The organism is Kribbella aluminosa, assembly GCF_017876295.1.
GTDB classification, from domain to species: Bacteria; Actinomycetota; Actinomycetes; order Propionibacteriales; family Kribbellaceae; genus Kribbella; species Kribbella aluminosa.
This window is the reverse complement of the sequence record NZ_JAGINT010000001.1, coordinates 1,602,448-1,616,223: the sequence shown is the minus strand read 5'-3', so window position 1 is coordinate 1,616,223 and position 13,776 is coordinate 1,602,448. Positions and strand designations below refer to the sequence as shown.

The 13,776-nt window shown below is 68.8% G+C and carries 13 protein-coding genes; 4 read left to right on the top strand and 9 right to left on the bottom strand.

What is annotated here, in order from left to right; all coding sequences use genetic code 11:
* Positions 1–9: 9 nt before the first annotated feature.
* Positions 10–1,611: a S53 family peptidase gene (locus JOF29_RS08035; protein WP_209693592.1), complete on the top strand. Its 1,602-nt coding sequence runs from the start codon at positions 10–12 to the stop codon at positions 1,609–1,611.
* Between the two features lie 18 nt (positions 1,612–1,629).
* Here JOF29_RS08035 and JOF29_RS08030 read toward each other — a convergent pair whose 3' ends face one another.
* Complete coding sequence (locus tag JOF29_RS08030; RefSeq protein WP_209693591.1) at positions 1,630–2,196, bottom strand: helix-turn-helix domain-containing protein; 567 nt, start codon at positions 2,194–2,196, stop codon at positions 1,630–1,632.
* A gap of 33 nt (positions 2,197–2,229) precedes the next feature.
* Between JOF29_RS08030 and JOF29_RS08025 the strand changes: the two genes are divergently transcribed.
* A complete protein-coding gene (locus JOF29_RS08025; protein ID WP_209693590.1) occupies positions 2,230–3,126 on the top strand; it encodes an ornithine cyclodeaminase family protein in 897 nt (298 codons plus the stop codon).
* A 10-nt stretch (positions 3,127–3,136) separates the two neighbouring features.
* Positions 3,137–4,252, top strand: coding sequence for an aminotransferase class I/II-fold pyridoxal phosphate-dependent enzyme (locus JOF29_RS08020; RefSeq protein WP_209693589.1), 1,116 nt, complete (start codon positions 3,137–3,139; stop codon positions 4,250–4,252).
* On the opposite strand, the gene JOF29_RS08015 is transcribed toward JOF29_RS08020, so the two are convergent.
* Genes JOF29_RS08015 through JOF29_RS07985 form a run of 7 tightly spaced genes read right to left on the bottom strand, consistent with a single transcriptional unit; the run spans position 4,240 to position 10,481 of the window.
* Entirely contained in the window at positions 4,240–5,232 is a 993-nt protein-coding gene (locus JOF29_RS08015) for an aldo/keto reductase (protein WP_209693588.1), read from the bottom strand. The two genes, JOF29_RS08020 and JOF29_RS08015, sit on opposite strands and share 13 nt — an antisense overlap.
* A complete protein-coding gene (gene solA / locus JOF29_RS08010) occupies positions 5,229–6,371 on the bottom strand; it encodes an N-methyl-L-tryptophan oxidase (protein ID WP_209693587.1) in 1,143 nt (380 codons plus the stop codon). The genes JOF29_RS08015 and solA overlap by 4 nt, the downstream gene beginning before the upstream one ends.
* Positions 6,368–7,135, bottom strand: coding sequence for an amino acid ABC transporter ATP-binding protein (locus tag JOF29_RS08005; RefSeq protein ID WP_209693586.1), 768 nt, complete (start codon positions 7,133–7,135; stop codon positions 6,368–6,370). The genes solA and JOF29_RS08005 overlap by 4 nt, the downstream gene beginning before the upstream one ends.
* Complete coding sequence (locus JOF29_RS08000) at positions 7,132–8,001, bottom strand: amino acid ABC transporter permease (RefSeq protein ID WP_245357492.1); 870 nt, start codon at positions 7,999–8,001, stop codon at positions 7,132–7,134. Before JOF29_RS08000 ends, JOF29_RS08005 begins: the two co-directional genes overlap by 4 nt.
* Positions 7,998–9,047 carry an ABC transporter substrate-binding protein gene (locus JOF29_RS07995; protein ID WP_245357491.1) on the bottom strand — a complete coding sequence of 350 codons (1,050 nt, stop codon included), beginning with the start codon at positions 9,045–9,047 and terminating at the stop codon, positions 7,998–8,000. Before JOF29_RS07995 ends, JOF29_RS08000 begins: the two co-directional genes overlap by 4 nt.
* Positions 9,048–9,056: 9 nt before the next feature.
* Positions 9,057–9,197 carry a hypothetical protein gene (locus JOF29_RS07990; RefSeq protein ID WP_209693585.1) on the bottom strand — a complete coding sequence of 47 codons (141 nt, stop codon included), beginning with the start codon at positions 9,195–9,197 and terminating at the stop codon, positions 9,057–9,059.
* Between the two features lie 33 nt (positions 9,198–9,230).
* Positions 9,231–10,481, bottom strand: a complete 1,251-nt coding sequence (locus JOF29_RS07985; RefSeq protein ID WP_209693584.1) for a lyase family protein — start codon at positions 10,479–10,481, stop codon at positions 9,231–9,233.
* Between the two features lie 56 nt (positions 10,482–10,537).
* Here JOF29_RS07985 and JOF29_RS42785 point away from each other — a divergent pair, with 56 nt between their 5' ends.
* Positions 10,538–11,272, top strand: a complete 735-nt coding sequence (locus JOF29_RS42785; protein WP_209693583.1) for a FadR/GntR family transcriptional regulator — start codon at positions 10,538–10,540, stop codon at positions 11,270–11,272.
* Between the two features lie 661 nt (positions 11,273–11,933).
* Here JOF29_RS42785 and JOF29_RS07975 read toward each other — a convergent pair.
* On the bottom strand, positions 11,934–13,775 hold the full coding sequence (locus tag JOF29_RS07975) for a DUF8769 domain-containing protein (RefSeq protein ID WP_209693582.1): 1,842 nt from the start codon (positions 13,773–13,775) through the stop codon (positions 11,934–11,936).
* Between the last annotated feature and the right edge of the window lies 1 nt (position 13,776).

The window sequence follows — 13,776 nt, the reverse complement described above, 5'->3', positions numbered from 1 at the left end:
GGAGTGGTCGTGATCAGGACTGTTGGTGCGATGGTGGGCTGTGCCGCGCTGGTGGCCGGCGGGGCATCGGTGGAGACCCCTCCACAGCAGACGATCCAGGTCCGGCTGGCGCCTGACCTGTCCGGAGCTGAACGGTTCGCCACCGCCGTCTCCACGCCAGGCAATCCCCTGTACCACCACTATCTGAGCCCGGACGAATACACGGCCCGGTTCGGCCAGGCGGAGAAGGTGCAGTCGCTGCCGGCGATGGCGCTGGGCATCACCGGGCTCGACGGTACGAGCTCCGCGTCGGCTCGGACGGGACGGGCCCCGAAGCCGACATGCTCGCAGTACTGGGGTCAGCACGTGCAGACCGTCAAGCCGGCGTTCCGCGGTCTCACCAAGGCCTCGCTGCCGATCTGCGGATACTCCGCCAACCAGCTGCGTACGGCGTACGGCGCGAGCCCGGCCTTCACGGGCAAGGGGCAGACCGTCGCGTTGACCGAGAGCCTGGCGCCGACCGACATGCTCCGGACACTCCGCGAGTACGCGCGGCGGAACCACCTGCCGGCGCCGAAGGCGGACCAGTACAAGGAGATCCACCTCGGCGGCGGCACGGGCTGCAGCCAGGCGTCGCGGAGCGCGGCGCCGTACAACGACGAAGCGGAGATGGACTCCGAAGCGGTCTACGCGATGGCGCCGGACGCCAAGCAGCTGATGGTTGTCGGAGGTGGCTGCAACGAGGACCAGGCCCTGCTGAACGCGGTCGCCGCCGTACTGAAGGGTGACGGCCACCGTCCGAGCGCCTCGATCGTCTCCAACTCCTGGCAGATCCCGATCGGCGACGTACCGCCGAAGACCGTGCACGCGCTCGCCGTTCGCGCAGCCGCCGAGGGTGTCGGGCTGTACTTCTCCTCCGGCGACACCCCCGGCCTCACGACCACGGCGTCGGATCCGTTCGTGACGGCCGTCGGCGGTACGACGCTGGGCCTGGACGCGCGGAACAAGCGCATGTTCGAGACCGGCTGGTCGAACGAGACCGCGATCCCGGACGGCGGCAAGTGGAGCGGCGTGGGCCTGACGTCGGGCGGCGGCGGGACCAGCCTGGAGTACGCGCAGCCTGCCTATCAGAAGGGCGTCGTACCGGCGTCGATGTCGCACGTAAGGATCGCCGGGCGGACCGCGGTGAACCGGACGGTGCCGGACATCTCTGCCGTCGGCGACATCGACACGGGCATGCTGACGGGCTACACCGACTCTGACAGCAAGCGCTACGTGACACAGGTGAACGCGGGGACGAGTCTGTCCGCACCTCTGGTCGCAGGCCTCGTCGCCGATGCCCAGCAGGGCCGGCGGTCCTTCGGCTTCATCAACCCGCTCATCTACCGGTTGCACGGCACACCGGCGTTCCGCGACGTCCTCCCGCTGCCCGCAACCACGCCCCAGCAGAACCGCGCCGCGTTCATCCCGGCCGACGGCACCGACAGCGCATCCCTCGACGTCTTCGACTCCCACGACCGCACGGAAACCGACCAGGTCACCGTGAAGGGCTACGACACCGTCACCGGCGTCGGCACCCCGAACGGTCTCCCCTTCATCCTCGGCCTCCGCCTGACCGACGCCCTCCGCTAAAGCTGAGCAGAGCTCGAGTCAGGCGGTGGGCTGGACTACGCGGACGAAGGTGGTCTGACTGGTGGGGGCGGCGTACGAGTAGGTGCGGTCGCTGGCGAGGCGGGCGGACATTCCGGGGGTGAGGGTGACTGCCTGGTGGTCGGCGGTCAGCACGAGGGAGCCGGCGGTTACCAGGAGGAGTTCCTCGGTGCCGGGCGGGTCGGGTTCCGCGTCGTAGCGGTCACCTGGTTGCAGGGTCCATTCCCAGAGTTCGGGGCCGCCACGGCGGGAGCCGGCGGCGTGCAGGACGGCTCGGCTGCCGGCGTCGTTGCGCCAGACCTCCGTCGGCTCGGACACCTGCAGTGGTTCGGTGGACGTCGGCGCCGAGAGGGCCGCGAAGTCGACACCGAGCGCGTGGGCGATCTTGTCGACGGTGACCAGGCTCGGGTTCGCCGTACCCTGCTCGATCTGCGTGAGCATCCGCCGGCTCAGGCCGGACCGGTCCGCGAGGGTCTGCACGGTCATTCCGCCGGCCTTGCGGCGTCGTCGTACCTCATGGCCCAGGCGCTCGATGAACGCCGTACTCCGGTTCTCGTCCGTTGACATCCACCCTCCGAGATGCGCACTATATTTCTCACTATGAGCACCAGTATACCCATTGTGGAGCAGTTGCCTTCGTTGCCGACCGAGGACGTCCTGGCCGCGCTGCGGTCGGCGTTCACCGAACTGGCGGCCGGGACCGCGATCCAGCCGCCGCAGACCGTCACGTTACTGCCGGGCGGCGGCGACGTGATCGCCTACCAGGCCGCCACGAGTGAGGCGTACGCCGCGAAGCTGTCGCCGTACCTCCCGCAGCCGGACGGTTCCGCGATCGTCGCCGCGTGGACCGTGGTCCTGAGCACCCGGACCGGACGACCTGTCGTGCTGTGCGACTCCAAAGCGCTCACCGTCGAGCGGACCGCGGCGACGACCGCGCTTGCCGTCGACCTGCTTGCCAAAAGCGATGCGTCCACACTGGCCCTCATCGGCGCGGGCGCTCAGGCGCACGCGCATCTGCGGTACGCCCGCGCGGTCCGGTCGTTTGCCGACGTGCGGATCTACAGCCGGTCCCTGCGCGAGGCGCCGGACGGTACGACGCTCACCGCCAGTGCGGACGAGGCCGCTGCCGGAGCCGACGTCGTACTGCTCTGCACCTCGGCCGGCGAGGCGGTCATCGACGTCACTGCACTAGACGCCGGCACCCTCGTGACCTCGATCAGCACCAACGTGCCGCGCGCCCACGAGATCGCGCCGGCTGCGTTGCCGGACCTCGACGTGTACGGCGACTATCGGCCGACGGTCACGGCTTCCGCCGGGGAGATGGTGATCGCCGCGGAGCAAGGCATCTGGTCACCGAAGCAACTGCGTGGTGATCTACCCGAGTTGCTGACCGGTGCGTGTGAGCGCCCGTCCGGAGATCGTCCGGTGTTCTTCCGCTCGATCGGCCTCGGCATCGAGGACCTCGCCGTCACTCGCCTGCTCGTTCCGTCCAGCTGAGAGGTCGTACATGTCATTCACCCCGTTCGCACTTGAAGAGTGGCAGTCGCGCTACGAGCACTCGGTCGCGTACAACCTCGCCGACAGCGGCTGTCATCCGGTCGCGCTGGGCGAGTTGCTCGGCGACGATCCCCAAGCGGTACGTCGGTTGCTCGCGATCGACCTGCACTACCCGCCGGTCGGCGGGACGGATCCGCTGCGCGCGTTGATCGCCGAGTGGCACGGCGCCGAGGCCGGGAACGTCCTGGTCACCGTCGGCGCGGCCGAGGCCAACGCGATCACCGTCGCCGGCCTGGTGTCCGCGGGCGATCACGTGGTGGTGATGGAGCCCGGGTACCGGCAGGTGCGGGGCCTCGCGCTGAACGCCGGCGCCGAGGTCGACGCGTTCCCACTGGACCCGGACAACGGGTGGCGCCCGGATCTCGCCGCGCTCGAGAGCGTCGTACGTCCGGACACCAAGCTGATCGCGATCACCAACCCGAACAACCCGGCCGGCACGATCCTGACGGCCGCCGAACTCGAGGCCGTCGTAGCGGTGGCCGAGCGGGTCGGTGCCTGGATCCTGGCCGACGAGGTCTACCGCGGAACCGAGCGGCTCACCGACGAGATCACACCGAGTCTGTGGGGCCGTTACGACAAGCTCGTCTGTGTCGGGAGTCTGTCCAAGGCGTTCGGCCTGCCCGGGTTGCGGCTCGGGTGGCTGGTCGCGTCGCCTGCGACGGTCGAGGCGACCTGGCGCCACCACGAGTACGCCACGATCGCGACCAGCATGCTCTCCATGCACCTCGCGGAGGTCGCCCTGCGATCCCGCGACCGCCTCCTCACCCGCAACCGCGCGCTGATCCGCGACGGCTACGACCGCCTGTCGAAGTGGGTTGCCGACAGCAACGGCCTGCTGTCGGTCGTCCCGCCGCAGTCCACCGCGCTGGCCTTCGTCCGCTACGACCTCCCGATGACCAGCTCCGAGGTCGCCGATGCCCTGCGTACCGAAGGCAGCGTTCTGGTCGGAGCGGGCGAACACTTCGGCATCGAGTCCCACCTCCGCATCACCCACGGACTGACCCCCGAGTATCTCGACGCGGCCCTCAGCAGCATCACCAAGGTCCTGCGGAACTACCAGGCGTAGGCCTCAGGCGCGGTGCCTGGCCCCGGGAAGATCTCGTCGAGGGCGGCGAGGACTTCCCGCGGCAGAGTCAGCTCGGCGGCCGCGATGCCGTCCTGGAGGTGCTGGACGGTACGGGCGCCAACGACCGGCGCGACGACGGCGGGCTGGTGGCAGAGCCAGGCCTGGGCTACGACCGCGGGCGGGTGGCCGAAGTCACGGCAGAGTTTCTCGTAGCGTTCGAGCTTCGCCCGGTGGGTGGCCAGGTTGCTGGTCGCGCGGGAGCTTTCGCTGCGGGCCGCCTTGTCGGACTTGGACAGGATGCCGGCCAGCAGTCCCGAGTTCAGCGGCGAGTACGGCATGACTCCGATCCCGTACGACGTACAAGCGGGAAGAACCTCGAGCTCGACGGTGCGTTCCATCAGGTTGTAGATGCTCTCCTCGACGACGATGCCGAGCAGGTTGCGGCGAGCTGCGGCTTCCTGGCCCTGGACCAGCTGCCAGGCCGCGAAGTTGCTGGTGCCCGCGTAGCGAATCTTCCCCGCCTGCCGCAGATCGCTCAGGGTCTCCCAGATCTCGTCCCAGCTGGTCGAGCGGTCGACATGATGCAGCATGAAGACGTCGAGATGGTCGGTCCGGAGCCGGCGCAACGACGCGTCGCAGGCCCGCCGGAGGTGGACCGACGACAGGTGCAGGTCGTTCGCACCGGGGCCCATCCGCCCATACGCCTTGGAAACCAGCACGATCTGGTCCCGTCGCCCGGGACGCTTCGCCAGCCAGTTGCCGACGATCCGCTCGGTCAGCCCCTTGTCCGCGGAGTCGTCGGCGATGGTTCGGTTCGCGTCCGCGCCGTACACGTCGGCGGTGTCGATCAGGTTGACGCCGGCGTCGGTCGCCGCGTCGAGAATCGAGTGCGCCTCGTCCTCGGGTGTCACCGGGCCGAAGTTCATCGTCCCCAGCGCGATCGGGCTGACCCGTACTCCGGCTCGCCCCAGCGTCCTCATGCCGTCGGTCCGAACCGGTCCGGCGAGAAGTGTCCGAGCGCGATGTCCGACGCACCGTCCACAGCCAGGTCGACGGTGATGTCACCGACGGCAGCCGAGTGCTTGAAGCCGTGCCCGGAGAACGCGCCCGCGAGCACCAGTGCCGGCGCCGCCGCGGGGATCCCGATCACGAAGTCCCCGTCGGGCGACTTCGAGTTCATGCACGGGGTCGCCGCCACCGGGACCGGGTCGAGCCCGGGGAAAGCACGTCGTACGATCGCCTCGACAGGCCCCGTGTCGGCCGGGCCGATCGGATAGTCGTTGTCCGAGGCGTGCTCCAGCCACGGCTTGGCCGCCGACCTGCCCGCGCCTACTTTCACCCCGCGGCCGTCCACGTCAGGTATCCCCCACCCGTCGAGGTCTCCGCTCTCCCAGATGAACGTCGGGAACCGATCCGGTCCGTACGCCGCCTGGTCCGCACCGGCGAACCACACGAGCGGCGACCGCTGCACGCGCAACGGCAGGGCCAGCTCCGGCACCAGGTCGGTGAACCAGGCGCCGGTAGCAACGATCGCCCGCCGCGCGGTGATCGTCTCCGCCCCGACAGAGATCCGGACGCCGGCATCGTCGTACTGCAGCCCGCTGACCTGTGTCTCGAACCGCAACTCGGCGCCGGCGGCCTTCGCCAGGCCCAGCTCCGCGCGGATACACCCCTCCGGATCGAGTACGCCGGCACCCGGCTCGAACACACCGACATCGCCCGGCGCGACGGCGAACTGCGGGTACCGGCCGGCCAGCGCATCGGCATCGAGCAACTCGATCTCGACGTCGCCTTCCTCGGCACACCGCATCGCGTCCCGCACCAGCTCACCCTCAGCGGCACCGACGCACAGCCCACCGGAGCGGTGAAACACCGTGGCGCCGGTGTCCCGCTCGAGCTGGGCCCAGAGCTGCTCCGCGCGCCTGACGACGGGCACATAGTCGATGCCTTCGAACACCGTCCTGCGGAAGATCCGCGACCCGCCGTGCGACGATCCGCGCGCGTGCGCCGGAGTGAACTGCTCGAAGCCGATCACCGAGGCCCCGCGCGCGGCAGCCCGCCACGCGGCGGCGGCTCCCATCGCCCCGAGTCCGAGAACGGCGACGTCGTACGAAGTCATGTCAGCACCTTCGAGAGGAAAGACTGTGTGCGTGGATTGGAAGGATTGTTCAGTACGGCGGTCGGCGGCCCCTGCTCCAGGATCACGCCCTGATCCATGAACACGACGACATCCGCGACCTCGCGGGCGAACCCGACCTCGTGGGTGACCACGATCATCGTCTGCCCTTCGGCGGCCAGGGCCCGCATCACGTCGAGCACCTCGCCGACGAGCTCCGGGTCGAGTGCCGACGTCGGTTCGTCGAACAGCATCAGCTTCGGACGCATCGCCAGCGCCCGCGCGATCGCGACTCGTTGCTGCTGGCCACCGGACAGTTGCCGAGGATACGCGTCGACCTTGTCCGCAAGACCGACCCGGGTCAACAGCTCGACGGCCCGGGCCCGCGCCGACGTACGGTCCTCGCCGCGCACCAGCACCGGACCGGCCATCACGTTCTCGGCGGCGGTGTAGTGCGCGAACAGGTTGAAGTCCTGGAACACCATCCCGACCTCGGCCCGTTGCTTGCTGATCGCCTTCTCGTCCAGCTCGTGCAGCTTGTCGCCGTCCTGCCGGTAGCCGATCAGGTCGCCGTCGATCGAGATGCGGCCGGACCGGATCCGCTCCAGGTGGTTGATACAGCGCAGGAACGTGCTCTTCCCGGAGCCGGACGGCCCGAGGATGCAGACCACCGTGCCCGGCATGACATCGAGGTCGACACCCTTCAGTACTTCGTTCGCACCGTAGTTCTTGTAGACCCGCTGGGCCCGCAGCAACGGCTCGGTCATGTGCCTTCTCCTGCTGAGAACCGGCGTTCGATCCTGCCCTGGGCAACGGTCAGGAAGGACGTCAGCGCCAGGTACCAGATGCTGACCACGATCAGTAGCGGAATCGTCTGGAACGTCCGCGCATAGACGATCTGCGCGCTGTACAGCAACTCGGGTATCGCCAGGACGCTGACCAGCGAACTGGTCTTCAGCATCGAGATCGTCTGGTTCCCGGTCGGCGGGATGATCACCCGCATCGCCTGCGGCAGCACGATCCTGCGCATCGTCGTCATCCGGGTGAAGCCGAGCGCACTGGCCGCCTGGAGCTGGCCGGCCGGCACCGAGACGATACCGGCCCGGACGATCTCGGCCATGTACGCCGCCTCGTTCAGCGCGAGGCCGAGGAACGCGGCGGTCATCGGCGAGATCAGCGCGTTCGCGTTCAGCGCGGTCAGCTCCGGCCCACCGAACGGGACGCCGACCACGATCCGCGGGTACAGCGCGCTCAGGTTGAACCAGAACACCAGCTGGACGAGCAGCGGCGTACCGCGGAAGAACCAGATGTAGACGCCGGCGGCGCCGGACAGCAGCCGGTTCGGAGAACCGCGCAGCACAGCAAAGACGATGCCGAGCACGATGCCGGTCAGCATCGAGACCGCTGTCAGCGCCAGCGTCAGCAGCAGGCCGCGCAGGATCGTTCGCGCGAGTAACCACGAGAACACGACGTTCCACTGGTAGCGCGGGTTGGTCAGCATCGAGTAGACCAGCATCGCGGCGAGCAGGACCACGACGGCCGCGGCCGCCCACCGCCACGGGTGTTTCGGTGGGATCGCGCGGATCTCGAGCTCGTCGGTCCGCGGAGTGTCTTGTACTTGTGCGGTCATCATGAGCAATCGGCGTGGATCGGCTGGTAGTAGTAGGTGTGCCCGGGCCGGATCGCCGCCGGGTCGGTGAAGACCAGCGACTTGTTCACGGTGCCGTCCGGACCGACCCCCCAAGGCGCACTGAGCTTCTGGTAGTCGGCCGTCAGCGCCGTCCCGCTGACCGGCACCCCGACGTTCCAGACCTTGGAGATCTGCGCGAGGTCGCCGTTCTGGATCAGGTGGTTGACGGATGCCTGGAGCGCAGTCGTCAGCTCTTTGTGCCCCTTCGGTACGGCGATGCCCGCGATGCTGTGACTGGTCTGGTAGGTGCTGCTGACACAGACCCCTTCGGCGTGGCCGGCGGCGTACTCGACCTGGGGCTTGTCGCCGACGACCACGTCGGCCCGGCCGGAGGCGAGGCTGAGGACGACGACGTTCTGGTCCGGGATCTGGTTGATCGTGATCGGCTTCTTGCCCTGGGCAACACATTCCTTGCTGTGGTCGACCAGCGCGTCGACCTGGCTGACGCCCTTCTGCACCGCGACCCGATAGCCGCACAGGTCACCGAACCCGCCGATCTTGATCCCGCTGCCCTTCTTGATCAGGAACCCGCCGCCGGACAGGTAGTACGAGACGAAGTCGACGGTGCCGAGCCGCTCGTGCTCGATGCTGAACCCCGCCATCCCGCCGTCGTACTTGCCGGCCTGGAGACCCGGGATGATCGAGTCGAACGAGATGTTCTTCCACTGCGTCTTCAGCCCCATCGCGGCGCCGATCGCGTTGCCCAGATCGATGTCGTACCCGGTCAGGGTCTGGTTGTCCTCCTTGAAGTACTCCAGCGGCGCGTACGGCGCGTTGGTCGCGAGCACCAGCACACCCTTCTGCTTCAGCTCCGCCGGCACCAGCGCCTCGACCGCCGGATCAGCCTTGGTCTGCGGCAACGTCGCGGTCGTCGACTCCGGAGTGGAGGCCGCATCGGACGCGGTAGTGGGATCCGCGCACGCGGCGGCGGTCAGTAACACGCCCGCGGTCAGCAGGCACCCCCAGAAGCCCTGCGATCGATGCGTCATGACATCTCCTTATCGATGTGCGCCCTGCGCCCAGGTCAGGTCGAGCGCCAGCTCGGAATCGCGATCGCAGCAGAGCCCCCCGTCGTCGGTGACGGTCAGCCGGGCTGCTTGGACGACCGACGACTGCGACGACGTCGAAGCCTCGGGCACGGACCAGCGTGGGATCGGTCATCAACGGCACCATCAGCTGTCCTTCCGGACCGCGGACTCGTAGCCGTCGGTCGCGGCAGTCAGTACGGCGGTCTCGAGGGAGCCGGCCAGATTGCGGGCGACCGCGTCCGCGCGCCAGCGCAGGCCGACGATGCAGCGCTCGGCGAAGACCTCCGACACCCGGTGCAGATTGGTGAGTCCGTCCAGCAGGCCGAGCGTGACGACCGGGGCCATCGCCGAGACCTCCAGCTCGCCGACCTCGGTCGCACTCCGCGCCGCCGTGGTCGCGCCGTTCAGCAGGAACGACACCTGCATCACCAGCTCGGGGATCACCGGGTTCACCTTGCCCGGCATGATCGAGCTGCCGGCCTGCACCGCGGGCAGCTCGATCTCCCCGATCCCGCCGACCGGCCCGGACGCCAGCAGCCGCAGGTCCCGCGCGATCCGCGCCAGCACCCGCCCGGCGCGGCTCGCGGCCTCGGTGACCGCAGTCAGTGGTTCGAGCGAGGCCAGCGAGTACGACGGACTCGGCGCGGCGGTGAGCCGGAGGCCGGTGAGTTTTGTCAACTCGTCCAACGCGGCCTCCGCGAAACCGGGCGCCGCTCCGAGTCCGGTGCCGACAGCGGTCCCACCGAGCGGTACGGCGTACAGCTCGGAACCAGCCTTGAGCAGGGCATCGATCGCCGGGCGGATGCTCGCGGCCTGCCCGCGATGGAAGTCGGCGACCGGGATCGGCACGGCGTCCTGCAGGCAGGTCCGGCCGAGGTGGACCAGGTCATCGTACTCGATCGCCTTGTTTTCCAGGGATTCGGCGACTCCATGCAGGCTCACCAGCGCCTGGTCGATCAGCGGGACGACGGCGATCGCGATCGCCGTCGGCATCACATCGTTGGTGGACTGACCGCGGTTCACGTGGTCGTTCGGGTGTACGACGAGACCCGACAGCTGGGATGCGCGGGCGGCGAGGACCTCGTTCACGTTCATGTTGGTCGACGTACCGCCCCCGCCCTGGACCACCGGCAGCACGAACTGTCCGAGATGCCGGCCGGACCGGACCTCCTCGCCGGCCGCGACGATCGCAGCTCCACGTGCGTCGTCGAGCTCGCCGAGCGCGATGTTGGCCTTCGCGGCGGCGATCTTCACTGCCGCGACCGCCTTGACCAGCTCGGGCCGCTCGGACAGCCGCGGCCCGGCCAGCGGGAAGTTGGCGAGAGCTTGTGCGGTCTGAGCGCCGTACAAGATCTCACCGCCATTCAGATTCGCCAGGTGGTCAGACCAATTCATGGACAGGACTATGGCGATTGGCCTGACCACCTGTCAACCTGTTCTAGACTTTTGGAGTGAACCCGTCCGACGAATCCCCGTTCGCCCCGGTGGCCACACCCCGGAGCGCACCCGCCCAGGTCGCGGATCAAGTCGTGGCAGCGATCCGGGACGGCCAGATCCAGCGCTACGACCGCCTCCCCGCCGAGCGCGAGCTGGCCAGGCTCCTCGGCGTGAGCAGACCGACGCTGCGAGAAGCGCTCGCCGGCCTGGAGCTGGCCGGCCTGGTGCGATCCAGACAAGGTCATGGCACGGTCGTGATCGCGTCCCCGGCGCATGTCGCGAACTGGGGTGCCGAGGTCACGCCGACCCAGGTGTTCGAGGCTCGACTGGTGATCGAGCCCCAACTCGCCCGGCTCGCGGCGGAGAAGCAGTACCCGGCCGACATGGCGGCGCTCGAGGAGGCCGGCGCCGAACTGGAGAAGGAGTTCGCCGAGACCGGTCACTACCGCAGCGACCTACCGGTCCATCGCGCCGTCGCCCGCGCCGCCCGCAACCCCGTCCTGGAGACCGCGCTCGAGGAAGCCCTCCGGCACACCGAATCGTCCCGCTGGATCGAGCTCCGTTCCTCCGCCCTCCGCCCCGAGGTCATCCGCGAGGGTCACGTCGACGAGGTCCGCCAACTCATCCACGCCATCACCCACGGAAGCCCCGACGAGGCCGCCGACATCTGGCGCCGCCACCTGATCCGCTTCCGCGACGAAATGCTCACCGGCCTCCACGGCGACGACGGCCCCAACCCACCCGGCTGACAGCCTCGCCGTCCTCATCGCAACGGTCAGCGACCCGCAGCACGAGTACATCGCACCCACGCCGTGACACGTACTGGCGTAGTGTCCGGCGCCCCGAGCACGGCAAACTATCGCGGACCCGTTCGACGACTTGCCGCGAGAGCTCGCAGGCGTCGACTGCTGGTCGCGTGGTTCGGCAATCGGCCCCTGCGTCGTTTTGCGCGCTCACCGGACACCACGGGTGGCTCGTCCACACCGCCCGAGGCCGGCACCCGCGACTCGCCAAACCGGCCTGGAAGTCCACCGACTGGGAAAGTGCTTCGTCCCGATATCGACGAGACCAGTCCGGCAGCCAGGCCGGATCAGTGTCAGGCAGCAGTTCCTCACCGTGAGCGCAGTAGCGGCGCACATCGACGCGGGCTGGGCTACGCGGTCGACGACGCCGCTCGGCGCGGGCAACACCCGCCTCGGCCATCTCGATCACGGGCCTCAAGCTCGCTCAGCCGTCCTTGCGGTACGCCGAGCTGGGGCGCACCGTCCGCGACACCGCGGCCCGGATCTCCGCGGGACTCGAGGCCGCCTGAGCCAGTTCATCGACGTCTTCGGCACCGAGCTGCTACGGGTCGACGGGGAGATCCGCCGGCTGCCCAAAGTCGTACTCACGCCTCACCAGGCTGCAGGTTCACTCTTCGTCCGTCACGAGACCGCCGGATGGGACCGGGCGGTCGTCGATGGTTGCGTGGACTGCGGCGAGGCGGTCTGCCTGCGCGACGACCTGAGTGGGGGCACCCAGCGCGAGCCGGTGGCCGTCGAGGGTGGTGAAGGTGGCCTGGACGCGGTCGTTCTCGACCGTCACCGACGGCGCGGCAACCTGCCGCCCGGACGGCGTCTCGAACATCGAGAAGGTGCCGGTCAGCTCGGCGGTGCCGACGTCGAGCAGGATGAGTTGCTGTTCACCACCCGGGACGAGGTCAACCTCAACGGCCACTCGGTCGCCGGTGGCGGTGACCGAGAGCGCCGGCTCGAACCCGCCGAAGACCACCGAATCGATGCTGGTGATCATTTCGACCGCTGCATTGCTGATCGTCAGCTGCTCACCGATGGCGAGCGGCGCCGACGTCGTGACCGGTCGCCCACCGACCCGCACCTTCGCGCCCGCGACACCGTTGAACTCGACGATCAGCTTCAGCGAGTCGACCGAGAACGGCTGGCCGGCCTCGATCTGGTGCAGGCCGATGTGCTCGTCGCCACCGGGCGAGACGAAGCCCACCGACCACAGGACCTGGCCCCCCGACTGCACCGAGCTGAACACCGCGGACGAGAAGTCGTGATCGTCCTTCACCACACGGAGTTTCGTGAAGCGCGCCGGTCCCCAGGCCGGGTCGTCCGGCTCTCGCCAGTACCCGATCAACGGGCGTCGCTGCAGCCAGAACTCTCCCACGCTCGCGCTGCCGACCGTCGCGTTCCGCCCGTGCCACGTGGTGCCGACAACAGGCACCTGATCGCCGGCATAGCTGAAGCGTTCGCGGAACTCACCGACCGGAGTCTCCAGCAACCGGGCGACAATCGGCTCCGGGGCGACGACATCGACCAGAGCGACGCCGAGCAGGCCGAGCACCGGCGTGGCCGGCGGCAGTTCCGCGAAGATGCCCGTGAATCCTGTTGCCTTGGCCAACAATGCGAGCAGATCGGCGCCGCGCGCGGGTTCGTCGGTGTAGACGCGTGCCATCGGTCCGCTGAGCTGGCCAATCCGGGAGTGCCAGCGCGTCGTGAGGTGCTCCCACAACCGGTCGACGATCCACCGGGCACCCGCGACCGCCTCGGGATGATGGATGTAGCTCACGATCGCCGCGATTGCCTCCATCGTGATCGTCCAGTACCCGGCGCTGTTGTACTCGGCGAAGCTGCCTGCCGACTGGATCTGGTCCCGTAGCCGTCCGACCCGCGCCACGCCGTACCCGGTGAGCGCCGGATCATCGAGCAGTTGTCCGGCCGCGAGTGTGACGAAGGTGCCCTTGGCGGCGATGTTCGTGTAACTCATCGCGACGTTGCGCCGGATGATGGAGCGAGCGGCGTGGCCGAGCGCCGTCCGTACGGCGCTGCGGGTGGTAGCGGTCAGCCGCCGTTCGTGTCGGAGCAGCACGAAGGCCAGCTCCCGGCCGATGAAGTCGGCCCAGTTCCAGTCCGGCGGCACCATCTCCGCGAGGGTCTCCTCGTGGAAGTAGCTCCAGATCCCGTACGTCGCCGACGCGTCGTCGGTGTCCTGAACGGCGAGCACGCGGTTCAGGATGTCCTCGGCCAGTTCCTGGTCGCCGTCGTCGCCCGACTCCAGCAGCGCGAGTGCGTACACAACGCTCTCTCGATGGTTGTGCCGGACACCTGTCCAGATCCGGGTGTGGATCGGGTTGTACCTGGCAGCCTCGGCATACAGACCGGCCGCCGGGTCGTAGGCCCGGTCACCGGCCTCGCGTGCCAGCTTGATCAACTCCGCGTCGAAGCCGGAGGCTGCAGGACGCTCGGTCATC

Coding starts and splice junctions, on each gene's coding strand:
- JOF29_RS08030 (WP_209693591.1), bottom strand. CDS start 2,196: ATGTCAACGGACGAGAACCGGAGTACGGCGTTCATCGAGCGCCTGGGC.
- JOF29_RS08000 (WP_245357492.1), bottom strand. CDS start 8,001: ATGATGACCGCACAAGTACAAGACACTCCGCGGACCGACGAGCTCGAG.
- JOF29_RS08020 (WP_209693589.1), top strand. CDS start 3,137: ATGTCATTCACCCCGTTCGCACTTGAAGAGTGGCAGTCGCGCTACGAG.
- JOF29_RS07975 (WP_209693582.1), bottom strand. CDS start 13,775: ATGACCGAGCGTCCTGCAGCCTCCGGCTTCGACGCGGAGTTGATCAAG.
- JOF29_RS08005 (WP_209693586.1), bottom strand. CDS start 7,135: ATGACCGAGCCGTTGCTGCGGGCCCAGCGGGTCTACAAGAACTACGGT.
- solA (WP_209693587.1), bottom strand. CDS start 6,371: ATGACTTCGTACGACGTCGCCGTTCTCGGACTCGGGGCGATGGGAGCC.
- JOF29_RS07995 (WP_245357491.1), bottom strand. CDS start 9,047: ATGACGCATCGATCGCAGGGCTTCTGGGGGTGCCTGCTGACCGCGGGC.
- JOF29_RS08015 (WP_209693588.1), bottom strand. CDS start 5,232: ATGAGGACGCTGGGGCGAGCCGGAGTACGGGTCAGCCCGATCGCGCTG.
- JOF29_RS08025 (WP_209693590.1), top strand. CDS start 2,230: ATGAGCACCAGTATACCCATTGTGGAGCAGTTGCCTTCGTTGCCGACC.
- JOF29_RS07985 (WP_209693584.1), bottom strand. CDS start 10,481: ATGAATTGGTCTGACCACCTGGCGAATCTGAATGGCGGTGAGATCTTG.